Here is a 25,118-nt window from a genome sequence, read left to right on the forward strand (position 1 = left end):
CTTAGTGTTGATTACTCAGTCGAATCGACCAAATGCAGGTTGCAGAGCGATGGGAACGCCTCTGATGCCTTGGGTTGCCCAGCGCCATGGCCCTATAATCGGGTCACTTTGTTTGTGGAGTCCGTTATGCCGAATCTACGTCTCGCCGATTTGACCGCCGAAATCGAAGCCAACGTGCGCCGTGCGTTGCTCGAAGACATCGGCAGCGGCGACATCACCGCACAGCTGATCCCGGCCGAACGCCTGGCCAAAGCCACGATCATCACCCGCGACGCTGCCGTCATCTGCGGCGCCGCCTGGGTTGATGCCGTGTTTAGACAGCTGGACCCACGTGTTGCAGTGCACTGGCAGGTGCTCGATGGCGAGCGGGTGAAACCCAATCAGGTGCTGTTCCACCTCGAAGGCCCGGCGCGCTCGCTACTGACGGGCGAACGCAGTGCCCTGAACTTCCTGCAGTTGCTTTCTGGCGTGGCCACACGCGCGCAGTACCTGGCGGATTACGTTGCAGAGACTCAGGTGAAGTTGCTCGACACCCGTAAAACCTTGCCGGGGCTGCGTCAGGCGCAGAAGTACGCCGTGACCTGCGGCGGGTGCCATAACCACCGTATCGGCCTGTACGACGCCTTCCTTATCAAGGAAAACCATATTGCCGCCTGCGGTGGCATCCCGGAGGCCATCAAAGCCGCGCACAAGATTGCCCCGGGCAAACCGGTGGAGATCGAAGTGGAAAGCCTGGAGGAACTGAAGGAGGCCCTGGCAGCCGGTGCCGACATCATCATGCTCGATGAGTTGAGTCTGGATGATATGCGCGAAGCCGTACGCCTGAACGGCGGCAAGGCGAAACTGGAGGCCAGCGGCGGTATCAACGAAAGCACGCTGCTACCGATCGCCGAAACGGGGGTGGATTACATCTCGATTGGTGCGATGACCAAGGATGTGAAGGCTGTCGATCTGTCGATGCGCCTGAGCCTTTGATAACGCTTGTGTGAATGAAAAACGCCAGCCTCGTGAGGCTGGCGTTTTTATCAGACCACCAGATTGTTCATCTCGCAGTACTCTTCCCACTCGACGCCCAACACCTCGGCAGCCTCCTTGTGCAGAACAAGGCGCGCAGCCTCGAACTCTTCAGGGGTTGAGGTGTACTTGAGCGTCAGCTCCCAGGGCTGCAAGCCCTGAGACTCTGCCTCATCCTCGAATGCCCACTGGATCTGGTCTTTCTGATCGTCGGCGGGCAAGTCCTTGATCTCTTCGGCTAGCTGGGGCGAATCCACCAAGTACTTCTTCAGCGCTTCTGCGTGTCTGGCTTCTTGAGTCATCTCTTTAACGGTCATGGCGTTCTCTTTGATCTGAGGAATGGAAGATGGATCTGGATCATCAAGGATCTCTCTGACGCAAAAAAACCGTTTGAAGCCCGGCTTGCCTGGCCTTCAGAACCATTCGGGATCATTTGAAAACAACGTGTCGCTCGTGCCCGAGACAGGAGTCGAACCTGCGACCTTCGCGTTACGAGTGCGCTGCTCTACCAACTGAGCTACACGGGCAGTGGACTAAACCTAGCACTGACTTTGGGGGCAGGCAACTTCATGACCCGTCTCATTTTTTTGCAGGCAAAAAAATGCCCCGCAGCTTTCACTGCGGGGCATTTTTTATAACGTTGAAGCGGTCAGGCGTGGAGGCTGATTAAACGCCCGAAGCCTTGGCTGCTGCTACGTCTTTGATGGACAGCTTGATACGGCCGCGGTTGTCCACGTCCAGTACCAGTACTTCCACTTCCTGGCCTTCTTTCAGGATGTCGGTCACTTTCTCTACGCGAGCGTCGCTCAGCATCGAGATGTGAACCAGACCGTCCTTGCCCGGCAGGATGTTGACGAATGCGCCGAAGTCGACGATGCGCTCAACCTTACCGACATAGATCTTGCCGATTTCAGCTTCAGCGGTGATGCCCAGAACGCGCTGACGTGCAGCTTCAGCCGCTTCCTTGGTTTCGCCGAAGATCTTGATCGAGCCGTCGTCTTCGATGTCGATCGAAGCCTTGGTCTCTTCACAGATCGCACGAATGGTCGCGCCGCCTTTACCGATGACATCACGGATTTTGTCGGTGTCGATTTTCATCGCGATCATGGTCGGAGCGTTTTCCGACAGTTCGGTACGCGACTGGCCAATGATCTGGTTCATCTGACCGAGGATGTTCAGGCGCGCTTCCAGGGCTTGGCCCAGAGCGATTTCCATGATTTCTTCGGTGATGCCTTTGATCTTGATGTCCATCTGCAGCGCGGTAACACCTTTGGCGGTACCGGCTACCTTGAAGTCCATGTCGCCGAGGTGGTCTTCGTCACCCAGGATGTCGGTCAGGATGGCGAATTTCTCGCCTTCTTTAACCAGACCCATGGCGATACCGGCAACCGGTGCCTTCATCGGAACGCCGGCGTCCATCAGAGCCAGGGAAGCGCCGCAGACCGAAGCCATGGAGCTCGAACCGTTGGACTCGGTGATTTCCGACACAACACGAATGGTGTACGGGAACACGTCGGCAGCAGGCAGCATGGCTGCAATCGAACGACGGGCCAGACGGCCGTGACCGATTTCGCGACGGCCAGCGCCACCCATGCGACCACACTCACCTACCGAGAACGGAGGGAAGTTGTAGTGCAGCATGAACGGGTCTTTTTTCTCGCCTTCCAGGGTGTCCAGCAGTTGTGCGTCACGGGCGGTGCCCAGTGTTGCAACAACCAGAGCCTGGGTTTCGCCACGGGTGAACAGTGCCGAACCGTGGGTCTTTGGCAGAACACCGACTTCGATGTTCAAAGGGCGTACGGTCTTGGTGTCGCGGCCGTCGATACGTGGCTTGCCGTTAACGATGTTTTCGCGAACGGTGCGGTATTCGATTTCGCCGAAAGCCGCTTTGACTTCGCTGGAGGAAGGCTGGCCTTCTTCACCGGACAGCTTGGCAACCACCTGGTCTTTCAGTTCGCCCAGACGAGCGTAACGGTCGGCCTTGATGGTGATGGTGTAAGCCTGGGAGATCGCGTCGCCGAACTCGGCACGGATAGCACCCAACAGAGCAGTGGCTTCTGGCTGTGGAGCCCAGGTCCAGGTCGGCTTGGCCGCTTCAGCGGCGAGTTCTTTAACGGCGTTGATCACCACCTGGAACTCGTCGTGAGCAAACAGTACAGCGCCCAGCATCTGGTCTTCGGTCAGCTCTTTGGCTTCCGATTCAACCATCAACACAGCTTCCGAAGTACCGGCAACGACCATGTCCAGGCTCGAAGCTTTCTGTTGTTCGTAAGTCGGGTTCAGCAGGTAGCCGGTGCTTTCGTGGAACGCAACGCGTGCACAGCCGATCGGGCCATCGAAAGGAATACCGGAGATTGCCAGGGCAGCCGAGGTACCGATCATCGCAGCGATGTCCGGATCGGTCTTCTTGCTGGTGGAAACGACGGTGCAGACAACCTGCACTTCGTTCATGAAGCCTTCTGGGAACAGCGGACGGATCGGACGATCGATCAGTCGGGAAGTCAGGGTTTCTTTCTCGGAAGGACGGCCTTCACGCTTGAAGAAACCGCCAGGGATCTTACCGGCAGCGTAAGTCTTTTCCTGGTAGTGAACGGACAGAGGGAAGAAGCCCTTGCCTGGATCGGCTTGTTTGGCACCGACTACAGTCACCAATACGCTGACGTCGTCGTCAACGGTGACCAATACTGCGCCGGAGGCCTGACGGGCGATACGGCCAGTCTCGAGGGTAACGGTCGACTGACCGAACTGGAATTTTTTGATTACCGGGTTCACGGTGTCCTACCTTCTTTTGTGGCTCTTGGGGAATTTGTCTTCTTGCGAAATTTTTGGGCAACGCCGGGAATCGGCCCGACTGTCATTGTCCAGGTAAAGCAGGTATCCAGATAAAACTTGAGGCTGGGAGCCTGCCATACGCCAGCGGGAAACCCACTGACGTACGACAGACAACCAACCTCTAGCGCAATCGCTGATTAGCGACGCAGACCCAGGCGACCGATCAGAGCCTGGTAACGACCCAGATCCTTGCCTTTCAGGTAGTCCAGCAGCTTACGACGCTGGTTTACCATGCGGATCAGACCACGACGGGAGTGGTGATCTTTACCGTTGATCTTGAAGTGACCTTGCAGCTTGTTGATGTTGTGGGTCAGCAGTGCAACTTGCACTTCTGGCGAACCAGTGTCACCAACAGCTTGCTGGTAGTCAGCTACGATTTGAGCTTTTTCTTGAACGTCGAGAGCCATGAGGCAATCCTTTTATCAGGAAACTGTTTCAAAGAAACAGCTTCAACAGGCCAGGGACAAATCCCTGTATCTAAAAATGAGTAGTGACCGTGCCTGTTAACAGCCACACTCGTCCGGTCATTCTGACCGAATCAGTCGACGTGGCGCGATGCGCCCGTCTTCGCTCACTTCACCGATACCGATGAAGCGACCATTGTGATCCTGTACCCGTACCATGCCGAACTTCGGTGCATCCGGGGCTCGTACCGGTTGGCCGTTAAGCCAGTAGAACGAGCTGTGCTCCGAGAACTGCAGCAGTGGCCAATCCAGCAGGCCGCTGTCCGAGGGCATCAGAAAGCGGTCGACCGCTTCGTTGCCGCCTTCGGCATGTACCGCTTCCAACTCTTCCAGCGTGACTGTCTGGGCCAGCGTGAAAGGCCCGGCCTGGGTACGTCGCAGTTCAGCAACGTATGCGCCACAACCGAGTTGCTCACCGATATCCTCCACCAGAGTGCGGATATAAGTGCCTTTGGTGCAATCCACTGCAAGCCGCGCAGTATCACCTTCAAAGGCCAGTAATTCCAAGCGCCTAATAGTAACAGAACGCGGTTCGCGCTCCACTACTTCACCTGCCCGGGCCAGCTTGTACAACGGCTGGCCATCACGTTTGAGCGCCGAGTACATGGGCGGTATCTGACTGATTTGCCCACGAAATTTCGGCAGTACTGCTTCGACATCGGCGCGACCAACGGTCACTGGGCGCTCCAATAGCACATCACCCTCGGCATCGGCCGTGGTGGTGGTCTTGCCCAGTTGCGCCAGGGTTTCGTAACCCTTGTCGGAGTCGAGCAGGTATTGCGAAAACTTGGTGGCCTCACCGAAGCACAATGGCAACACGCCGGTGGCCAGCGGATCGAGACTGCCGGTGTGCCCGGCCTTCTCGGCGTTCAGCAACCAACGAACCTTCTGCAACGCCGCATTGGAGGTGAACCCCAGTGGTTTGTCGAGCAGGATGATGCCGCTGACGTTACGACGGATACGTTTGACCTGAGCCACCGATTACTCCTTGGTGTCTTCGGCTTCTGCCGCAACCGGATGCTGATTGTCTTCAGCTACCGCACGTTCGATCAATGCCGACAGATGAGCGCCACGCACGACGCTTTCGTCGTAGTGGAAGTGCAACTGTGGAACGCTGCGCAACTTCATTTCGCGAGCCAACTGCATGCGCAGGAAACCGGCGGCGGAGTTGAGCACCTTGATGCTTTGCGCGATATCTTCGGCGTTGTCTTGCCCCATCACGGTGATGAAGATCTTCGCGTGACCGACGTCACGGCTGACTTCAACAGCTGTAATGGTGACCAGGCCGACGCGCGGGTCTTTGACTTCACGACGGATCAGCTGTGCCAGCTCACGCTGCATCTGATCGCCGATACGTTGGGTACGGCTGTATTCTTTTGCCATGTCTTGTTACCTGTTACTGCCCCACGGTGAAACCCGAAGGGTCTGAAAGCGGCAAACGCCCGGCCTGACAAAAGCCAGACCGGGCGTTGCGTTTAGAGTCCTGACGCTGCGCCGCGCATCTGCATGCGGCGGCTCATCGTGGCCCTTGAAGTCCGCGAGTTAGAGGCTGCGAGCAACCTGAACTTTCTCGTAAACTTCGATCTTGTCGCCAGCTTTGACGTCGTTATAGCTCTTCACGCCGATACCGCATTCCATGCCGGCACGTACTTCGGAAGCGTCATCCTTGAAGCGGCGCAGGGATTCCAGCTCGCCTTCGAAGATAACGATGTCTTCACGCAGTACACGGATTGGACGGTTACGGTGAACAACACCTTCGATAACCATGCAACCGGCGATCGCGCCAAACTTCGGCGAACGGAACACGTCACGTACTTCAGCGGTACCCAGGATGTTCTCGCGAACATCGCTGCCCAGCATACCGGTGAGGGCTTTCTTGACGTCTTCGATGATGTCGTAGATCACGTTGTAGTAACGCATATCCAGACCTTCCTGCTCGACGATCTTGCGAGCGCCAGCATCGGCACGCACGTTGAAGCCGAACAGTACAGCGTTGGAGGCCAGTGCCAGGTTGGCGTCGGACTCGGTGATACCACCGACACCGCCACCGACAACACGCACTTGCACTTCGTCGTTACCCAGGCCGTTCAAGGCACCGTTCAACGCTTCCAGCGAACCACGGACGTCGGATTTGAGGACGATGTTGAGCGTCTTCTTCTCTTCCTGACCCATGTTCTCGAAGATGTTTTCAAGCTTGCCGGCGTGAGCGCGGGCCAGTTTGACTTCGCGGAACTTGCCTTGACGGAACAGAGCCACTTCACGGGCTTTCTTCTCGTCGGACAGTACGCTCATCTCGTCGCCAGCGTCCGGAGTACCGTCCAGGCCGAGGATCTCGACAGGGATGGAAGGACCCGCTTCTTTGATCGGCTTGCCGTTCTCGTCGAGCATGGCACGTACACGGCCATAGTTCGAACCGACCAGCACCATGTCGCCTTGGCGTAAGGTACCGTCTTGAACCAGAACAGTTGCAACCGGGCCACGACCTTTGTCGAGACGCGATTCGACCACAACACCACGACCTGGGGCCGAAGGAGTTGCTTTCAGTTCCAGAACTTCGGCTTGCAGCAGTACTGCTTCGAGCAACTCGTCCACACCAGTACCGACTTTCGCCGAAACCGATACGAACGGGGTGTCGCCGCCCCACTCTTCCGAGGTCACGCCGTGAACCGACAGTTCGCTACGGATGCGATCAAGATCGGCGCCCGGCTTGTCGATTTTGTTCACGGCAACAACCAGTGGAACACCGGCAGCCTTGGCGTGCTGAACGGCTTCAATGGTCTGCGGCATTACGCCGTCGTCCGCTGCAACCACCAGGATCACGATGTCGGTCGCCTTGGCACCACGAGCACGCATTGCGGTAAACGCAGCGTGACCCGGGGTATCGAGGAACGTAACCATGCCGCGGTCAGTTTCAACGTGGTATGCGCCGATGTGCTGGGTGATACCGCCGGCTTCGCCAGCAGCTACCTTGGCACGACGGATGTAGTCGAGCAGCGAGGTCTTACCGTGGTCAACGTGGCCCATTACGGTCACGACTGGCGCACGGGAGAACGACTCACCTTCAAACTTCAGGGACTCGGCCAGGGAATCTTCCAGGGCCGTGTCGCTGACGAGGGTCACTTTGTGGCCCAGTTCTTCAGCAACCAGTTGGGCAGTTTCCTGATCCAATACCTGATTGATGGTCGCTGGCGTACCCAGTTTGAACATGAACTTGATGATTTCAGCAGCCTTGACCGACATCTGCTGAGCGAGATCGCCAACAGAGATGGTCTCGCCGATCTTCACTTCGCGCACTACAGGGCCGGTTGGGCTCTGGAAACCGTGAGCGTTGCGTTTCTTCAGCTTGGCTTTGCCGCGACCACCACGACGGAAGCTATCGCTTTCTTCGTCAGTAGTACGTGGCGCAACACGTGGCGCAGGCGCTTTCTCTTTAACCGAAGCACGATGCGGAGCGTTTTTGCGATCACCATCGCTGCTGCCACGACGATTGTTATCGTCTGCACGCGGCTTGTCCGGACGACGCTGTTCGTTCTGCTTGTTGCGAACGTCAGCAGACGGTGCTGGTGCAGCAGCCACAACCGGCGCGCTTTCGCGTACTGGCTCGGCAACTGCTGCAGGTGCTGCAACGGCGCCGTTAGTAGCGGATTGCGCGCCGGCAGGCTGGCGACGCGCTTCTTCTTCGGCGCGACGCTTGGCTTCTTCTTCAGCCTTCTGACGGGCAGCATTTTCTACTGCGCGACGTTCTTCCAGTTCACGTTTGCGCTCGGCTTCGATTTCTTCCGGGCTGCGCTGTACGAAAACTTTCTTTTTACGGACTTCAACACTGATGCTTTTGCTGCCAGCAACACGCAGGGTGCTGGTGGTTTTACGCTGCAGCGTGATCTTGCGTGGTTCTTCCACTTTCGCCTTGTGGCTGCTTTTCAAGTGAGTCAGCAAAGATTGCTTCTCACTGTCAGTCACATGTTCTTCGGCGGCGGTGTGCGGCAGACCTGCCTCACGCATCTGCTGCAACAGGCGCTCTACCGGTGTTTTGACCTCATCGGCCAGTTGTTTCACCGTGACTTGCGTCATGCACTTCTCTCCTCAGGCCGCGCCTAATTACTCGAACCAGTGGGCTCGGGCGGCCATGATCAACTTGCCGGCACGATCATCGTCAATGCCGTCGATGTCGAGCAGGTCGTCAATAGACTGCTCGGCCAGGTCTTCGCGGGTAATTACGCCGCGCACCGCCAGTTCCATCGCCAAATCCTTGTCCATACCCTCAAGCGAGAGCAGGTCTTCGGCCGGATGGGCGTCTGCCAGCTTTTCCTCAGTAGCGATGGCTTTGGTCAACAAACGATCCTTGGCGCGAGCGCGAAGCTCGTTGACGGTTTCTTCGTCAAAGCCGTCGATGTTGAGCATTTCTTCCAACGGTACGTAGGCAATCTCTTCCAGGCTGGTAAAGCCTTCATCTACCAGCACCTGTGCAAGGTCTTCGTCGACTTCCAGCTCGTCGATGAAGTTGCGCAAGATGTCGCCGGTTTCTGCTTGCTGCTTAGCCTGGATGTCCGATTCGGTCATCACGTTCAGGGTCCAGCCAGTCAACTGGCTAGCCAGACGCACGTTCTGACCACCCCGACCAATGGCCTGAGCCAGATTGTCTGCGCCAACGGCGATGTCCATTGCATGGGCATCTTCGTCAACGATAATTGCCGCCACTTCAGCCGGCGACATTGCATTGATCACAAACTGAGCCGGGTTGTCGTCCCACAGGACGATGTCCACACGCTCACCGCCCAACTCACCCGACACTGCCTGCACGCGCGAACCGCGCATACCGATGCAAGCGCCTTGCGGGTCGATGCGTTTGTCCTTGGAACGGACCGCGATCTTGGCGCGCGAACCCGGGTCACGGGATGCTGCCATTACTTCGATCAGGCCTTCAGCAATTTCCGGCACTTCGATGCGGAACAACTCGATCAGCATTTCCGGCGCGGTACGCGACAGGATCAGCTGCGGGCCGCGGTTCTCGGTGCGGATTTCCTTGAGCAGCGCACGCAGGCGCACGCCAACCCGGAAAGTTTCGCGAGAAATGATGTCTTCACGAGCCAATAACGCTTCAGCGTTGTTGCCCAAGTCAACGATCACGTTGTCGCGGGTCACTTTCTTCACGGTGCCGGAGATGATTTCACCCAGGCGCTCGCGGTAAGCATCAACAACTTGAGCGCGCTCGGCTTCGCGAACTTTCTGCACGATGACTTGCTTGGCAGTCTGTGCAGCGATACGGCCGAACTCGATGGATTCGATCTTTTCTTCGACTACATCGCCAACCTGAGCACCAGGATGCGTTTGCGCAACCTTGCTCGGCCAGATTTCGATGGCCGGATCGTCCAGGTCTGCTTCTTCGACGACCGTCCAGCGACGGAATGTCTCGTAAGCACCGGTGTGGCGATTGATTTCCACACGCAGATCGACTTCGTCCTCGAAACGTTTTTTGGTAGCAGTGGCCAGAGCCAGCTCCAGCGCTTCAAAAATTACGTTTGCCGGTACGCCCTTTTCATTGGATACCGACTCAACAACCAGCAGTACTTCTTTGCTCATCGTACGCCTCGCCTTTCGCAAGCCATTGGATCCGCGGGATCCGCGTCTCAGTCAAAACTGGGAATAATGTTGGCCTTGTCGACCATATCGATCGGCAACAGAAACTCATGGTCTTCTACCTGCACCACGACGTCCTGTTCTTCTACACCGCGCAGAAGGCCCTGAAAGTTGCGTCGACCTTCAAAAGGCGAGCGCAGCTTGATCTTCACTTGTTCACCGGCAAATTTTGCAAACTGCTCAATAGTGAACAGCGGGCGTTCCATGCCAGGCGAGGAAACTTCAAGGGTGTATTCAACGGTGATTGGATCTTCAACATCCAGAACACCGCTGATTTGACGGCTGACAATGGCACAATCGTCCACCAGCACGCCGCCCTCTTTATCGATATAAACGCGCAACATTGAGTGGCGACCTTGAGCCGAAAACTCAATACCCCAGCATTCATAGCCTAGGGCCACGACCACCGGGGCCAGCAAGGCCTGCAACTCTTCTAGCTTGCTCGACACCTGAACCCCCTCGTGCATGTATGTGCATGCTGTGCAAAATAAAAAAATGGGCGAAACGCCCATCCTTGAAACGCCGTCGAACAGCGGCGTTGAAAGTGTCCAGCTAACAAAAAGCCCCTTAAAAGGGGCTCCTTAAACTGGTTGCGGGAGCCGGATTTGAACCGACGACCTTCGGGTTATGAGCCCGACGAGCTACCAGACTGCTCCACCCCGCGACAAAGCTGGGGCGGAAGTATACGACCGATCCCTGACAGGGTCAATGTAACCTTCCGCCTACAAAAAAGCCCGCTACAGCGGGCTCTCCTGATAATTGGTACCGAGAAGGGGACTCGAACCCCTACACCCTATGGGCACAACCACCTCAAGGTTGCGTGTCTACCAATTCCACCACCTCGGCAATACTACATTTGAAACCCTTCTTACTTTTGCTCTTGAGCTGGAGGCACGTCAGTCGCTGAAGCAGCCGACTTTTGCTCTTGAAGCACCGGTACATCATCAGAAGCCGGTTGTTGCTTTGGAACTTCCAACACTGCCGGGCTTGGCAAACCTGCTTGAGTCAGCTGGTGAGCTTTCTCTTTAGCAAAGTAACCTAACCCTAAGCTGGTTATGAAGAAACCGGCGGCAAGTATAGCAGTAAACTTACTAAGAAAGGTAGAGGAACCTTGGCTCCCGAACACAGTATTTGAAGCACCTGCTCCGAAAGACGCACCAGCATCCGCACCTTTACCCTGCTGCAGCAATACCAGAGCGACTACGCCCAATGCACCCAGCAGATGAAAAACGACTACGACTGTTTCCAGCATTTTTTCAGTTTCCCGCGGCGCGACAGATCGCACCGAACTCATCTGCATTCAGGGAAGCCCCACCAATGAGCCCCCCATCGATATCCGGCATGCCGAACAGTTCGACCGCATTGGCCGCCTTCACGCTGCCGCCGTATAGAAGCCGCACACCTTGTGCAACCTCAGAATTCTCTGCCGCCAACTGCGCGCGAATGGCTGCATGCACATCCTGCGCCTGTTGCGGTGAAGCAGTCAGCCCGGTACCAATGGCCCAGACCGGCTCGTAAGCGATTACTGCCTTTGCAAAAGCACCAACACCGAGCTCCTCTATGATACTGCCTAGCTGACGCCCGACAACCTCAAGAGTTTTTCCAGCTTCGCGCTCTTCAAGGGTTTCCCCTACGCACAACACCGGAATCAAGCCACATGCCTGTGCCGCTGCGAACTTGCGAATCAGCATTCCGTCCTGCTCGCCCAGTATCTGGCGGCGCTCAGAGTGCCCGACAAGCACCAGGGAACAACCTGCATCCACCAACTGACTCGGCGCAATCTCACCGGTCAATGCACCTTGCATGGATTCCACCGCAGAATTCTGCGCACCGACCGAAATCGACTTTCCTTCCAAGCCATCAATCACTTGATTGATATACAAGCAAGGCGGGAATACCGCGACATCAACACCGCTCGGCAAGGCCAAATGACGAAGGCCATTGATCAGCTCAGCGACGCTGGCGCGGGTACCGTGCATCTTCCAGTTACCAGCTACCATAGGGCGACGCATGCTGTACCTCGTCGGTCAAAGTGGGCGCAGATGTTACCCAACACAATCATGACTGGCAAGCCGAAATCAGGCAGAAACTTCAGTAACCAGTTTTGCCAGCTCTTCGGCGTAGCCGCGAACCTGTGTTTCGTCCTCGCCTTCGACCATGACCCGCACCAGCGGCTCCGTCCCGGACTTGCGCAACAGCACGCGCCCACGACCAGCCATTGCCTTGGTAACGCGCTCGCTTGCCTCCTTGACGGATGGATGATCAAGAGGGCTCGCGCCACCGCCGAATCGCACATTGATCAGCACCTGTGGGCATTTGCGCAGCGCCTGACGCGATTGCGCCAACCCCTCGCAGCGACGTTTCAGCGCCATCAGCACCTGCAGCGCAGCGATAATTGCGTCACCCGTAGTGGTGTGGCTGAAGCAGACGATATGCCCGGAGTTTTCGCCACCCAGGAGCCAGTTGCGCTCCAGCAGATCAGCGATCACGTAACGGTCACCGACGTTGGCACGCACAAAAGGAATCGACAGATCCGCCAGGGCCAATTCCAGCCCCAGGTTACTCATCAATGTACCGACGACTCCGCCCTGCAATTTGTCGCGTTCATGCAAATCGCGAGCGATGATGAATAGCAGTTCATCGCCATCAACGATGGCACCGGTATGATCCACCATCAGAACACGATCACCATCACCATCAAAGGCAATGCCCAGATCAGCATGCTCTGCCAATACAGCGGCTTGCAGCTGCCCCATATGGGTCGAACCGCAATTATCATTGATGTTCAGTCCGTTAGGCTGAGCGGAAAGCACAACGACTTCGGCACCCAACTCACGGAACACGCTAGGCGCCACCTTATAGACCGCGCCATGAGCGCAATCGATCACGATCTTCAGGCCTGCGAAGCTAGTGCCGGTAGGGACGCTGCTCTTGCAGAATTCGATATAGCGGCCTGAAGCATCGTTGATGCGCGATACCTTGCCGATCTTGCTCGATTCAACCACGGTCATCGGGGTATCGAGCAATTCTTCGATCATATGCTCGACTTCGTCCGGAAGCTTGGTGCCCTTTCCGGAGAAAAATTTGATGCCGTTGTCATCGTGAGGGTTGTGCGAGGCACTGATCACGATGCCCGCTTCGGCATGAAAGGTACGTGTCAGGTAGGCGATGGCCGGTGTCGGCATCGGCCCCAGGAGCATGACATCGGCACCTGCCGACGTAAGTCCGGCTTCAAGAGCCGACTCGAACATATAGCCGGAGATCCGGGTGTCCTTGCCCACCAGTACCTTGCAGGCGCCCATTTTACGGAACGCCATGCCCGCAGCCCAGCCGAGCTTGAGCATGAAGTCAGGAGTAATCGGATATTCTCCGACCCGACCACGAATGCCGTCGGTGCCAAAGTATTTCTTAGTCATAAGAGCTCCATCATTCTTATTCGGCAGATTCCACTGCGGCGATCATTCGCACCACATCGACGGTTTCGGCCACATCATGGACGCGCAATATACGCGCCCCCTTGACCGAAGCCAGCGCTGCGAGCGCCAGACCACCATGCAGACGCTCTCCAACCGGACGATTCAATGCCTGACCTATCATGCTCTTTCGCGAAACCCCAACCAACAGGGGCCGCCCCAAGGCATGCAAGGCCTCCATATGCTTGAACAAGCTTAGATTGTGCTGCAAGGTTTTTGCGAAGCCAAAGCCCGGATCAAGGATGATCCGGTTCGCGGTAATGCCTACCGACGCACATTGAGCCATGCGCTCAGCGAGAAACTCGCCCACCTCTTTCGTGACATCCTGATACTGCGGATTGTCCTGCATGTCGCCCGGGTCACCGAGCATGTGCATCAGACAGACTGGCAGGCCAGTGGCCGCAGCCGCATCCAGAGCGCCATCGCGCCGCAGAGAGCGCACGTCATTGATCAACCCCGCACCGAGTCGCGCGGCTTCGCGCATCACAGCCGGGGTGGAAGTGTCGACCGAGATAATTACATCCAACTCGCGGTGTATTCGCTCGACGACCGGAGCTACGCGCTCAAGCTCTTCCAGCGGCGATACCGCTCTGGCACCCGGGCGGGTCGATTCACCACCAACATCAATCAACGTCGCGCCGGCCGCCACCATAGCCTCGGCATGGCGCAAGGCCGCATCGAGCTGGCTATATTGGCCGCCATCAGAGAAGGAATCGGGAGTGACATTGAGAATACCCATGACGTGCGTCAGGGCCAAATCAAGAACCCGATTGCCGCAAGGCAACCGGGTCGAGGACTGAACAGAAGTCATTTCAAACCTTAAACGTCAGCAGCCGGACCGCCGATCGGTGTTTCCGGACGCGGATCCTGCGCCACCGGAGGTGTTCCGGAGGTCCCGGTACCACCGCCCGACCAGTCGCGAGGCTCACGAGGCGCACGACCCGCCATGATGTCGTCGATCTGATCAGCGTCGATCGTTTCGTACTTCATCAAGGCATCAGCCATGGCGTCGAGCTTGTCACGATTATCGGTGAGGATCTGCTTGGCCGTGCCGTAGCACTGATCAATGATGCTGCGCACTTCGGAGTCAATCAACTTGGCGGTCTCACCAGAGAAGCTTGCACCCTGACCGCCACCACCGCGACCGAGGAACACTTCACCCTCGTCTTCTGCGTACATCAACGGACCGAGTTTTTCCGACAAGCCCCATTTGGTTACCATGTTCCGTGCAATCTGGCTGGCACGCATGATGTCGTTTGACGCACCAGTGGTGACGCCGTCGAAGCCCAAGGTCATTTCTTCAGCAATACGGCCACCGTACAACGAGCAGATCTGACTGATCAATGCACGCTTGGACAGGCTGTAGCGATCTTCTTCCGGCAGAAACATGGTCACACCCAGCGCACGACCGCGCGGAATGATCGACACCTTGTAGACCGGGTCATGCTCAGGCACGACGCGCCCAACAATAGCGTGACCTGCTTCGTGGTACGCGGTGTTCTGCTTCTCTTTCTCGGACATGACCATGGATTTGCGCTCGGCGCCCATCATGATCTTGTCTTTGGCCAATTCGAACTCTTTCATTTCAACGACGCGCTTGCCAGTACGGGCCGCGAACAACGACGCTTCGTTCACCAGGTTAGCCAGGTCGGCACCGGAGAAACCAGGAGTACCACGAGCGATCACAGCCGGAGCGACATCGTCACCCATTGGCACTTTTCGCATGTGAACCTTGAGAATCTGCTCGCGACCACGGATATCCGGCAAACCGACGACAACCTGACGGTCGAAACGGCCCGGACGCAGCAACGCAGGGTCCAGTACGTCCGGACGGTTGGTTGCTGCGATAACGATAATGCCGTCATTCATTTCGAAGCCGTCCATCTCTACCAGCAACTGGTTGAGAGTCTGCTCGCGCTCATCGTGACCGCCACCCATCCCGGCGCCACGATGACGACCGACGGCGTCGATTTCATCGATGAAGATGATGCATGGCGCGTGCTTCTTGGCCTGCTCGAACATGTCACGGACACGGCTGGCACCGACACCGACAAACATTTCGACAAAATCGGAACCAGAAATAGTGAAGAACGGTACTTTTGCTTCGCCTGCAATCGCTTTGGCGAGCAACGTTTTACCGGTACCCGGAGGACCCACCATCAGCACGCCGCGAGGAATGCGACCACCCAGACGCTGAAACTTGCCCGGATCACGCAAGAACTCGACCAGCTCACCAACTTCTTCCTTCGCTTCGTCACAGCCGGCAACATCACCCAAGGTAGTTTTCACCTGATCCTCGGAGAGCAGGCGCGCCTTGCTCTTGCCGAAGCTCATTGGCCCACCCTTTCCACCGGCGCCGCCCTGCATCTGCCGCATGAAGAACATGAACACGGCGATGATCACCAGGATCGGGAAGCTTGCGACCAGGAGTTGAGTCCAGATGCTTTGCTGTTCAGGCTGCTTGCCTTCGACTACGACATGGTTGTCCACGAGGTCGCCGATCAGACCGTTGTCCTGGATTGCCGGACGAATGGTCTTGAAGCTGTCGCCGTCGTTGCGTTTGCCGGTAATCACGTAGCCGTCAACCGCTACGCGCTCGACCTTTCCATCCTTGACCTGCTGGATGAAGTCGGAATAGTTGAGGGTCTGCGGCTCGTTAGGGCTGGAGAAGTTGTTCATTACTGTCACCAGGACAGCCGCGATGATCAACCACAGGATCAGATTCTTTGCCATATCGTTCAATTAACTACCCTCTGAAGCAAGCTCCGCTAATGGCGCGCGCTTCGCATGATATTCACCGGCCTAACTTACTACATTACCTACGGCTCTGGCAGGCGCCGTCTGTAACCCTTTGTGAAACACTTCCTACACATTATTCGCTATTGCTCACGAGGCGAAATACGAAAAACCTATCGACCCGCTGAAGAACCTCGATTTACTCACTACGGCCGCGGTAGCCCCAAGCCAGCATGTATTGCTCGCGGGAGCTGCCACGGGAAGAGTCCGGCTTGATCATCTGAACCTTGTCGAATTTCTGACGAGCGTCCTTCACGTAAGCATCAAACCCTTCGCCTTGAAACACCTTGATCACGAAATTACCACCTGGCTTGAGTATGCGAGCTGCCAGATCAAGAGCCAGCTCACATAGAAACATGGCTTTTGGCATGTCCACCTCAGGCGTACCACTCATATTGGGGGCCATATCGGAAATCACAAGGTCCACCTGCGAATTACCCACGGCTTCCAGGATCTGAGCGAGCACGTCGTCCAGGGTGAAGTCACCCTGGATGAAAGTCACGTCCGGAATGCTGTCCATTTCCAGGATGTCCGAGGCGATCAGACGCCCCTGACCACCGATCAGCCGACTAGTGACCTGCGACCAGCCGCCGGGCGCCGCTCCCAGGTCGACAACGCTCATACCCGGACGGATCAGTTTGTATTTCTCCTGGACCTCCAGAAGCTTGTAACTCGCACGCGAACGGTAACCATCCTTCTGCGCCTGCTTCACATAGGGATCATTGACATGTCTTTGCAGCCACTTAAGGCTTGTCTTGGAACGGGCCACGGGCCACCTCGAAAATAAAACGGGTCGTGATTAACTGGGCGGTCCCGGACTCGCTCGGGTAAACTGGCCGCCGCTTTTTACAAGATCAGACGCAGGGGTCAGATTATGCCGCTCACTCAAGAGCAGAAGAAACAGTACAAATCCATTGGCCACCATCTGAAACCAGTTTTGACTGTGGCTGACAACGGTTTGACTGAAGGTGTGTTAGCCGAACTTGAACGCGCTTTGGCGGATCACGAGCTGATTAAAATCAAGCTCAACATCCTCGATCGCGAGTCGCGCCTGGCGAACATTGCAGAACTGTGCAAGGTCGGCAAAGCGGACCTGGTTCAGGTCATCGGCAAGATGGCACTGATTTACCGCAAGAACTTCAGCGTCAACAAGCAACTGTCGAACGTCCATCGCTTCAAGTGATGACAAGGGTCAAGGGTGTGCTTCGCGCACCCTGCCACTCCACCCAGGCACCGGCTGCAACACCAGCACCAGCCCGGAAAAACCCAGAACAAGATAGCTGAACACCTGCCAACGCATGGCATCCGGCCAACCGATACGCACCGTCACATACATCGCACACGCATACAGTGCCACCATCAGCAGCTGCCCGCGAATATCGCGCCATAGGCTGGCAAGGCCCTCGGCCTGAACCAGCACCAAAGCCTGAAAAATCACACACGCTGCGGCGAACCCCACCATCAGCGCATCAAGCATGCCTGCGATTTCGTCGATCAGCAGCGGCGCCAGGCCAATTTCGCCCAGCACCGGCAGCAGACCGATGTGCAACAGCCACAGACCACCAACCCACAACATCTGAGTCAGCTGCCAAAGCATGGCGCCCGCGCGTAGCGGGCGCCTACGCTTAGATGTGGCGAACTTCGACAATCTCGTACTCGATAACGCCGCCAGGCGTTTTCACGGCAACCACATCACCCTCTTCCTTGGCAATCAAGGCGCGGGCCAATGGCGAGCCGACCGAAATTTTGCCGAGTTTGAAGTCAGCTTCATCCTCACCAACGATGTGGTACGTGACGCTTTCATCCGTCTCGACGTTGGCGATTTCAACGGTGGTGCCGAAGATCACTTTGCCGGTGTGAGGAATGGTCGTGACATCAATGATGACCGCGTTTTGCATGCGGCCTTCGATGTCGCGGATCCGCGCCTCGACCATACCTTGCTGCTCGCGAGCAGCGTGGTATTCGGCGTTTTCTTTCAAGTCACCCAACTCGCGGGCCGTACCGATGTCCTGGCTGAGCTTCGGACGGACGACCTTGGTCAAGTGAGCGTGTTCTTCTTCCAGGGCTTTAGCGCCATGGACGGTCATTGGGTATTTGATCATGCCTTCAATCCTGCGTGTAGATCCTGCAAGCGGCGTACGGTCTTCTCGGGACCGAACTTCAGCGCTTCGCAGATAGCTTCGCCAGCAGCGATGGTCGTGGTGCAGTAAATCTTGTGCTGCAAGGCATTACGACGAATGGAGTACGAATCAGCAATCGACTGACGACCTTCGGTGGTGTTGATGATCAGGGTGACTTCGTCATTCTTGATCATGTCGACCACGTGCGGACGACCCTCGGTCACCTTGTTCACACGACGCACTTTCAGGCCTGCTGCTTCGATCAGCTTGGCAGTACCGGCAGTGGCGACCACTTCAAAGCCCAAGTTGATCAGATCACGAGCCACGCCTGCAACCAGGGGTTTGTCGTCATCACGCACACTGATGAACGCGGTACCGCCAGTTGGCAGCACTTCGCTGGCGCCCATTTGGGCTTTGGCAAACGCTTCACCGAAAGTGTCGCCCACACCCATCACTTCACCCGTGGACTTCATCTCTGGACCCAGGATCGGGTCCACGCCAGGGAATTTGGCGAATGGGAACACCGCCTCTTTCACACTGTAGAAGTTCGGAATGATTTCTTTGGTGAAGCCGATTTCCTTCAGGGTTTTACCGGCCATCACGCGAGCCGCGATCATCGCCAGGGAAACACCGATGCATTTGGACACGAACGGTACGGTGCGAGAAGCACGCGGGTTGACTTCGATGACGTAGATGTCTTCGCCTTGCAGCGCCAACTGAACGTTCATCAGGCCGACAACGCCCAGCTCCAGGGCCATTTTCTTGACCTGTTCGCGCATCTCGTCCTGGATGTGTGCAGGCAGCGAGTACGGCGGCAGGGAGCATGCGGAGTCACCGGAGTGAACGCCAGCCTGCTCAATGTGCTGCATGATCGCGCCGATCACCACATCGGTGCCGTCGCAGACTGCATCCACGTCCATTTCGATGGCGCAGTTGAGGAAGTGGTCGAGCAGCACCGGGCTGTCGTTGGACACTTTCACCGCATCGCGCAGGTAGCGCTTGAGCTCTTCTTCTTCATAAACGATTTCCATCGCGCGGCCGCCCAGTACGTAGGACGGACGAACCACCAGCGGGTAACCGATCTTGCTGGCTGCACGAATCGCTTCGTCTTCGCTGCGCACGGTGGCGTTTGGCGGCTGACGCAGGTTCAGGCGCTCAACCATTTGCTGGAAGCGCTCACGGTCTTCAGCACGGTCAATAGCGTCAGGGCTGGTGCCGATGATCGGCACGCCGGCTTCTTCCAGAGCGCGCGCCAGTTTCAGCGGGGTTTGGCCGCCGTACTGGACGATCACGCCTTTCGGCTTCTCGACGCGGACGATTTCCAGTACGTCTTCCAGGGTAACGGGTTCGAAGTACAGGCGATCAGAGGTGTCGTAGTCGGTAGAAACGGTTTCCGGGTTGCAGTTGACCATGATGGTCTCGTAACCGTCCTCGCGCAGGGCCAGCGCCGCGTGTACGCAGCAGTAGTCGAACTCGATGCCCTGCCCGATACGGTTAGGACCGCCACCGAGGATCATGATCTTGTCGCGGCCAGACGGCGCAGCTTCACACTCTTCCTCATACGTCGAGTAGAGGTAAGCGGTATCAGTGGCGAACTCGGCCGCGCAGGTGTCAACGCGCTTGTAGACCGGAAAAATTTCTAGCTTGTGACGGTGGCGACGCAGAGCCTTCTCGGTCACGCCCAGCAGCTTGGCCAGACGCATGTCGGAGAAGCCTTTGCGCTTGAGGCGGAACATCACATCTTTGTCGATGCTGGCCAGCCCCAGGGTCTTGACCTTCTCTTCTTCCTTGATCAGATCTTCGATCTGCACCAGGAACCACGGGTCGATCATGTTCATGCCGAAGATGTCTTCGACCGACAGGCCGGCGCGGAAGGCGTCAGCCACGTACCAGATACGCTCGGCACCCGGCACGGTCAGTTCGCGCTTGAGCACGCTCATGCTTTCCGGGTTGCTCAAGTCAAGCTTCTCGTCCAGACCGCAAACGCCCACTTCCAGACCGCGCAGAGCTTTCTGCAGGGATTCCTGGAAAGTCCGACCGATGGCCATGACTTCACCCACCGACTTCATTTGAGTGGTCAGGCGTGCGTCGGCTTTCGGGAATTTCTCGAAGGCGAAGCGTGGCAGCTTGGTCACGACGTAGTCGATGGACGGCTCGAAGGATGCAGGCGTCGCGCCGCCGGTGATTTCGTTCTGCAGTTCGTCCAGGGTGTAACCGATCGCCAGCTTGGCAGCGATACGCGCAATCGGGAAACCAGTGGCTTTCGAGGCCAGCGCCGATGAGCGGGATACCCGCGGGTTCATCTCGATCACGACCATACGGCCAGTGTCCGGGCAGATGCCGAACTGGACGTTGGAGCCGCCGGTTTCCACGCCGATCTCACGCAGTACCGCCAACGAGGCGTTACGCATGATCTGGTATTCCTTGTCCGTCAGCGTCTGCGCTGGCGCAACAGTGATCGAGTCACCGGTGTGCACGCCCATCGGGTCAAAGTTTTCGATGGAGCAGACGATGATGCAGTTGTCCTTCTTATCGCGGACAACCTCCATCTCATATTCTTTCCAGCCGATCAGGGATTCGTCGATCAGCAGCTCTTTGGTCGGCGACAGGTCGAGGCCGCGAGCGCAGATTTCTTCGAACTCTTCACGGTTGTAAGCGATACCACCACCCGTGCCGCCCATGGTGAAGGAAGGACGGATGATGCACGGGAAGCCGAGCTTCTCGAGGACCACATTGGCCTCTTCCATGCTGTGGGCGATACCCGAACGAGGACAGTCCAGGCCGATGGATTTCATCGCTTTGTCGAAGCGCGAACGGTCTTCAGCCTTGTCGATGGTGTCAGCGTTGGCGCCGATCATCTCTACGCCGAACTTCTCCAGAACGCCTTCCCGCTCCAGGTCCAGTGCGCAGTTCAGAGCGGTCTGGCCACCCATGGTCGGCAGCAGCGCGTCCGGACGCTCTTTCTCGATGATCTTGGCAACGGTCTGCCACTTGATCGGTTCGATGTAGGTGGCGTCAGCCATGTCCGGATCGGTCATGATGGTCGCTGGGTTGGAGTTCACCAGGATGACGCGGTAACCCTCTTCGCGCAGGGCTTTACAGGCTTGCGCGCCGGAGTAGTCGAATTCGCAGGCCTGGCCGATCACGATCGGGCCAGCGCCGAGAATCAGGATGCTTTTAATGTCTGTACGTTTTGGCATGGGTTTGTCACTCAAATCCGCAGGTCAGTCGGCAAGCCGTCTTGTTCAATCTTTGAAGACCTGAGGGGGCCACCGGTGTCGGGACCGCCCTCAAGCTTTGCTACATCATGGCGAGCAATTAGCGTCGCTTGGCCATTTCGTTGATGAAGCGATCAAACAGTGGTGCTACGTCGTTCGGGCCAGGGCTGGCTTCAGGGTGACCCTGGAAGCTGAACGCGCTCTTGTCGGTACGCTCGATACCTTGCAGGGTGCCGTCGAACAGCGATTTGTGGATCGCCCGGACGTTGGCTGGCAGGGTCGCTTCGTCTACCGCAAAACCGTGGTTCTGGCTGGTGATCATCACAACACCGGTATCCAAATCCTGAACCGGGTGGTTGGCACCGTGGTGACCATGACCCATTTTCAGGGTCTTGGCACCGGAGGCCAGCGCCAGCAGTTGGTGACCAAGGCAGATACCGAAGACCGGAATTTCGGTTTCCAGCACATCTTTGATCGCCTGGATCGCGTAGTCGCAAGGCTCCGGATCGCCAGGGCCATTGGACAGGAACACGCCGTCCGGCTTCAATGCCAGCGCTTCAGCCGCTGGCGTCTGTGCCGGTACTACCGTCACGCGGCAACCGCGCTCAACCAGCATCCGCAGGATATTCAGTTTGACGCCGTAGTCGTAGGCAACCACGTGGTACGGCAGCTCGGAGGCTTCGATAGTCGCGTGACTGTCGGTTTTCAGATCCCAGACAGTCGAGCGCCACTCGTACTTCTCTTTCGTGCTGACGACTTTCGCCAGATCCATGCCTTTGAGGCCAGGAAAACCCTGAGCGGCGGCGATGGCGGCTTCTTCTGAAATGTTGTCACCGGCCATGATGCAGCCGTTCTGCGCCCCTTTTTCTCGCAGGATGCGCGTCAGGCGACGAGTGTCGATACCGGCGATTGCCACAACGTTGTTGGCTTTCAGGTAATCGGACAGGGACATCGTGTTACGCCAGTTGCTCGCAACCAGTGGCAGGTCGCGGATGACCAGGCCCGCGGACCAGACGCGGTCGGACTCGGCGTCTTCCGGCGTGGTGCCGGTGTTGCCGATGTGCGGGTAAGTCAGAGTAACAATCTGTTGGGCGTAGGAAGGATCGGTAAGGATTTCCTGATAGCCGGTCATTGCGGTGTTGAACACCACCTCACCAACGGTTTGACCGTCGGCTCCAATGGCTTCGCCGCGAAAAATGCTGCCATCAGCAAGGGCGAGTATGGCTGGCTTAGTCAAGAAGACCTCCCGTAAATAAAGCCTGAAAGGGCGATCGCAGGTTGTAAAAAAGCGGAGTGACGTATGGACACGTCACCCCGCTTCTTCACCGAATAATTCTGCGCGCTTTTAGTGGACACACTAAAGCTGTAGCTTACAGAAAAAGGCATTTTTGGTCTACCGCCAATGAGCCTTAAAGGCCGGAGAATGCGACAGGCCGTCGCTTGGCGGAGTAAAACCGGGCTCAAACACACTATTCGAACCCGATTTGGGGCGCATCTTAACGCAGATCGAGCACGTCTTGCATGTCGTAAAGACCCGGCTCACGACCGTCCAGCCACAACGCAGCACGTACCGCGCCCTTGGCGAAGGTCATGCGACTGGAAGCTTTATGCGTGATTTCCAGTCGCTCGCCCTCACAGGCGAACAGAACCGTATGATCACCGACTACATCACCACCGCGAACAGTGGCAAAGCCGATCGTTTCACGCTCGCGAGCACCGGTATGGCCTTCACGACCATAAACCGCAACCTTCTGCAGATCACGATCCAGGGCGCTTGCGATGACTTCACCCATGCGCAAAGCCGTACCTGAAGGCGCATCGATCTTGTGCCGATGATGAGCCTCGATGATCTCGATATCCGCGTCATCACCCAGCACACGAGCAGCCATGTCGAGCAGCTTCAGCGACAGGTTTACACCCACACTGAAATTGGCTGCGAACACGATCGGAATATCCTTGCCGGCGTCGGCCAGCACTTGCTTCTGCGCGGCGTCCAGCCCTGTCGTGCCGATCACCATGGCCTTGCCCGCCTTACGGCAGAACGCCAGGTTTTTCAGCATGACTTCCGGGAGCGTGAAGTCGACCAGCACGTCGAACTCATCAGCCACCGAGTCCAGATTGCCGGACAGTGGAACGCCGATACGCCCCAACGAGGCCAGTTCACCAGCATCCACGCCAATCAGCGTACTGCCGGGGCGTACGATGGCTGCCGTCAGCCCGGTCAGCGGCGCGCGCTGCTGCACCGCCTCGACCAGAATCTTGCCCATGCGCCCGGCAGCGCCCATCACAGCTATACGTCGCATGCCGACTCCTTACAAATCGCCGAAGAAGCGCTTCACACCTTCGAACCAACCAGCGGTTTTAGGTGAATGGCTGTCGTCATCTGCCAGCGAGCTACGGAACTCTTCCAGCAGTTCGCGCTGACGACGCCCCAGATTGACAGGGGTTTCGACCGCCACTCGGCACATCAAGTCACCAGCACCGCCGCCGCGCACTGGCGCAACGCCCTTGCCGCGAACACGGAACTGCTTGCCGGTCTGAGTTCCTTCCGGGATCTTCAGTTTGACTCGACCATCAAGGGTCGGAATCTCCAACTCACCACCCAGCGCAGCATCGACAAAGCTGATTGGCACTTCGCAAAACAGGTGCTTGCCGTCGCGCTGGAAGATCGCGTGTTCACGCACGTTGATCACTACGTACAGGTCGCCAGTCGGTCCCCCCTGAGCCCCCGCCTCGCCTTCGCCGGACAGACGAATTCGATCCCCGGTATCGACGCCGGCCGGCACTTTCACCGAGAGGGTCTTGTACTCTTCAACACGGCCTTGGCCGTCGCACGAGTCGCACGGATCGGAGATGATCTTGCCATGACCATGGCAGCGCGGGCACGTCTGCTGTACCGAGAAAAACCCCTGCTGCATACGGACCTGACCGATACCGCCACACGTCGGGCAAGTGATCGGCGAGGAACCTTTCTTGGCACCCGAACCGTCGCATGGCTTGCAGTTGACCAATGTCGGAACACGGATATTCACGGTCGTACCGCGCACCGCTTCTTCCAGATTCAGTTCCAGGGTGTAACGCAGGTCGCTGCCGCGCTGAGCGCCGCCACGAGCACCGCCGCGAGCGCCGCCGAAGAAATCACTGAAGACATCACCAAAGATATCGGAGAAGTTCTGACCGCCAAACCCGGCACCGCCGCCACCCATGCTCGGGTCGACACCGGCATGACCGTACTGGTCGTAGGCCGCGCGCTTGCTGGAATCGGACAGCACCTCGTAGGCCTCGTTGGCCTCCTTGAACATATCTTCCGACGCTTTGTCATCGGGGTTACGGTCCGGGTGGTGCTTCATCGCCAGGCGACGGTAGGCCTTTTTCAGGTCTGCTTCGCTTGAGCCACGCTCAACACCCAATACTTCGTAATAGTCACGCTTTGCCATAAGTCTTTGCACTCTTAAGGACGTTCGGCAAACCCCTCCTGAGCCTTGCCAAACTCGTTGAGCCCCAATACAGGCCCGGACCCAACTCACGTCAATTCAACGATCCTGGTCTTTGATTCCATGCGGT

22 protein-coding genes and 3 tRNA genes are annotated in these 25,118 nt (G+C 57.3%); 2 read left to right on the forward strand and 23 right to left on the reverse strand.

Features of this window, described 5'->3' with window-relative positions; all coding sequences use genetic code 11:
• Nucleotides 1–126: 126 nt before the first annotated feature.
• Nucleotides 127–975 carry a carboxylating nicotinate-nucleotide diphosphorylase gene (gene nadC, locus ACXPVS_RS02220; protein ID WP_458508448.1) on the forward strand — a complete coding sequence of 283 codons (849 nt, stop codon included), beginning with the start codon at nt 127–129 and terminating at the stop codon, nt 973–975.
• A gap of 50 nt (nt 976–1,025) precedes the next feature.
• Here nadC and ACXPVS_RS02225 read toward each other — a convergent pair whose 3' ends face one another.
• The 17 genes from ACXPVS_RS02225 to rlmE all read right to left on the reverse strand — a co-directional run bounded on the left by ACXPVS_RS02225 (nt 1,026) and on the right by rlmE (nt 16,985).
• On the reverse strand, nt 1,026–1,331 hold the full coding sequence (locus ACXPVS_RS02225; protein ID WP_458508449.1) for a DUF6388 family protein: 306 nt from the start codon (nt 1,329–1,331) through the stop codon (nt 1,026–1,028).
• Nucleotides 1,332–1,468: 137 nt separating this feature from the next.
• Nucleotides 1,469–1,541, reverse strand: a tRNA-Thr gene (locus ACXPVS_RS02230).
• A gap of 139 nt (nt 1,542–1,680) precedes the next feature.
• Nucleotides 1,681–3,786 carry a polyribonucleotide nucleotidyltransferase gene (pnp, locus tag ACXPVS_RS02235; protein ID WP_458508450.1) on the reverse strand — a complete coding sequence of 702 codons (2,106 nt, stop codon included), beginning with the start codon at nt 3,784–3,786 and terminating at the stop codon, nt 1,681–1,683.
• A gap of 197 nt (nt 3,787–3,983) precedes the next feature.
• Nucleotides 3,984–4,253, reverse strand: a complete 270-nt coding sequence (gene rpsO / locus ACXPVS_RS02240; protein WP_140681637.1) for a 30S ribosomal protein S15 — start codon at nt 4,251–4,253, stop codon at nt 3,984–3,986.
• Between the two features lie 117 nt (nt 4,254–4,370).
• Nucleotides 4,371–5,288, reverse strand: a complete 918-nt coding sequence (truB, locus tag ACXPVS_RS02245; protein ID WP_458508451.1) for a tRNA pseudouridine(55) synthase TruB — start codon at nt 5,286–5,288, stop codon at nt 4,371–4,373.
• Nucleotides 5,289–5,291: 3 nt separating this feature from the next.
• Nucleotides 5,292–5,693, reverse strand: coding sequence for a 30S ribosome-binding factor RbfA (gene rbfA / locus ACXPVS_RS02250; RefSeq protein WP_008149016.1), 402 nt, complete (start codon nt 5,691–5,693; stop codon nt 5,292–5,294).
• Nucleotides 5,694–5,852: 159 nt separating this feature from the next.
• Nucleotides 5,853–8,381 (reverse strand): translation initiation factor IF-2, encoded by a 2,529-nt coding sequence (gene infB, locus ACXPVS_RS02255; protein ID WP_458508452.1) that lies wholly within the window; start codon nt 8,379–8,381, stop codon nt 5,853–5,855.
• A gap of 27 nt (nt 8,382–8,408) precedes the next feature.
• On the reverse strand, nt 8,409–9,890 hold the full coding sequence (gene nusA, locus ACXPVS_RS02260) for a transcription termination factor NusA (RefSeq protein WP_458508453.1): 1,482 nt from the start codon (nt 9,888–9,890) through the stop codon (nt 8,409–8,411).
• A 47-nt stretch (nt 9,891–9,937) separates the two neighbouring features.
• Nucleotides 9,938–10,396 carry a ribosome maturation factor RimP gene (gene rimP, locus ACXPVS_RS02265; protein ID WP_458508518.1) on the reverse strand — a complete coding sequence of 153 codons (459 nt, stop codon included), beginning with the start codon at nt 10,394–10,396 and terminating at the stop codon, nt 9,938–9,940.
• Between the two features lie 138 nt (nt 10,397–10,534).
• Nucleotides 10,535–10,611 (reverse strand) — tRNA-Met (locus tag ACXPVS_RS02270).
• 96 nt (nt 10,612–10,707) lie between these two features.
• A tRNA-Leu gene (locus ACXPVS_RS02275) sits at nt 10,708–10,793 on the reverse strand.
• Nucleotides 10,794–10,815: 22 nt separating this feature from the next.
• Nucleotides 10,816–11,199 (reverse strand): preprotein translocase subunit SecG, encoded by a 384-nt coding sequence (secG, locus tag ACXPVS_RS02280; RefSeq protein WP_458508454.1) that lies wholly within the window; start codon nt 11,197–11,199, stop codon nt 10,816–10,818.
• Nucleotides 11,200–11,203: 4 nt separating this feature from the next.
• Nucleotides 11,204–11,959 carry a triose-phosphate isomerase gene (tpiA, locus tag ACXPVS_RS02285; RefSeq protein WP_458508455.1) on the reverse strand — a complete coding sequence of 252 codons (756 nt, stop codon included), beginning with the start codon at nt 11,957–11,959 and terminating at the stop codon, nt 11,204–11,206.
• A 66-nt stretch (nt 11,960–12,025) separates the two neighbouring features.
• A complete protein-coding gene (gene glmM, locus ACXPVS_RS02290) occupies nt 12,026–13,363 on the reverse strand; it encodes a phosphoglucosamine mutase (protein ID WP_458508456.1) in 1,338 nt (445 codons plus the stop codon).
• Nucleotides 13,364–13,379: 16 nt separating this feature from the next.
• Entirely contained in the window at nt 13,380–14,231 is an 852-nt protein-coding gene (gene folP / locus ACXPVS_RS02295) for a dihydropteroate synthase (protein ID WP_458508457.1), read from the reverse strand.
• Nucleotides 14,232–14,239: 8 nt separating this feature from the next.
• The gene (ftsH, locus tag ACXPVS_RS02300) at nt 14,240–16,153 is read right to left on the reverse strand and encodes an ATP-dependent zinc metalloprotease FtsH (protein ID WP_458508458.1); all 1,914 of its coding nucleotides are present in this window, start codon (nt 16,151–16,153) and stop codon (nt 14,240–14,242) included.
• A gap of 202 nt (nt 16,154–16,355) precedes the next feature.
• Nucleotides 16,356–16,985, reverse strand: coding sequence for a 23S rRNA (uridine(2552)-2'-O)-methyltransferase RlmE (rlmE, locus tag ACXPVS_RS02305; RefSeq protein WP_458508459.1), 630 nt, complete (start codon nt 16,983–16,985; stop codon nt 16,356–16,358).
• A 105-nt stretch (nt 16,986–17,090) separates the two neighbouring features.
• Here rlmE and ACXPVS_RS02310 point away from each other — a divergent pair, with 105 nt between their 5' ends.
• Nucleotides 17,091–17,399: a YhbY family RNA-binding protein gene (locus ACXPVS_RS02310; protein ID WP_008005472.1), complete on the forward strand. Its 309-nt coding sequence runs from the start codon at nt 17,091–17,093 to the stop codon at nt 17,397–17,399.
• A 9-nt stretch (nt 17,400–17,408) separates the two neighbouring features.
• On the opposite strand, the gene ACXPVS_RS02315 is transcribed toward ACXPVS_RS02310, so the two are convergent.
• From ACXPVS_RS02315 to dnaJ, 6 genes are all read right to left on the reverse strand, one after another.
• Nucleotides 17,409–17,813, reverse strand: a complete 405-nt coding sequence (locus ACXPVS_RS02315; protein ID WP_458508460.1) for an MFS transporter — start codon at nt 17,811–17,813, stop codon at nt 17,409–17,411.
• A 28-nt stretch (nt 17,814–17,841) separates the two neighbouring features.
• The gene (greA, locus tag ACXPVS_RS02320; protein ID WP_458508461.1) at nt 17,842–18,318 is read right to left on the reverse strand and encodes a transcription elongation factor GreA; all 477 of its coding nucleotides are present in this window, start codon (nt 18,316–18,318) and stop codon (nt 17,842–17,844) included.
• A complete protein-coding gene (carB, locus tag ACXPVS_RS02325) occupies nt 18,315–21,536 on the reverse strand; it encodes a carbamoyl-phosphate synthase large subunit (protein WP_458508462.1) in 3,222 nt (1,073 codons plus the stop codon). Before carB ends, greA begins: the two co-directional genes overlap by 4 nt.
• A gap of 118 nt (nt 21,537–21,654) precedes the next feature.
• Nucleotides 21,655–22,791 (reverse strand): glutamine-hydrolyzing carbamoyl-phosphate synthase small subunit, encoded by a 1,137-nt coding sequence (gene carA / locus ACXPVS_RS02330; protein ID WP_309676570.1) that lies wholly within the window; start codon nt 22,789–22,791, stop codon nt 21,655–21,657.
• A gap of 259 nt (nt 22,792–23,050) precedes the next feature.
• Nucleotides 23,051–23,857 (reverse strand): 4-hydroxy-tetrahydrodipicolinate reductase, encoded by an 807-nt coding sequence (gene dapB, locus ACXPVS_RS02335; protein WP_458508463.1) that lies wholly within the window; start codon nt 23,855–23,857, stop codon nt 23,051–23,053.
• Between the two features lie 9 nt (nt 23,858–23,866).
• Nucleotides 23,867–24,991 (reverse strand): molecular chaperone DnaJ, encoded by a 1,125-nt coding sequence (dnaJ, locus tag ACXPVS_RS02340; RefSeq protein WP_458508464.1) that lies wholly within the window; start codon nt 24,989–24,991, stop codon nt 23,867–23,869.
• Between the last annotated feature and the right edge of the window lie 127 nt (nt 24,992–25,118).

The organism is Pseudomonas sp. Ma2-10 (genome assembly GCF_054330215.1).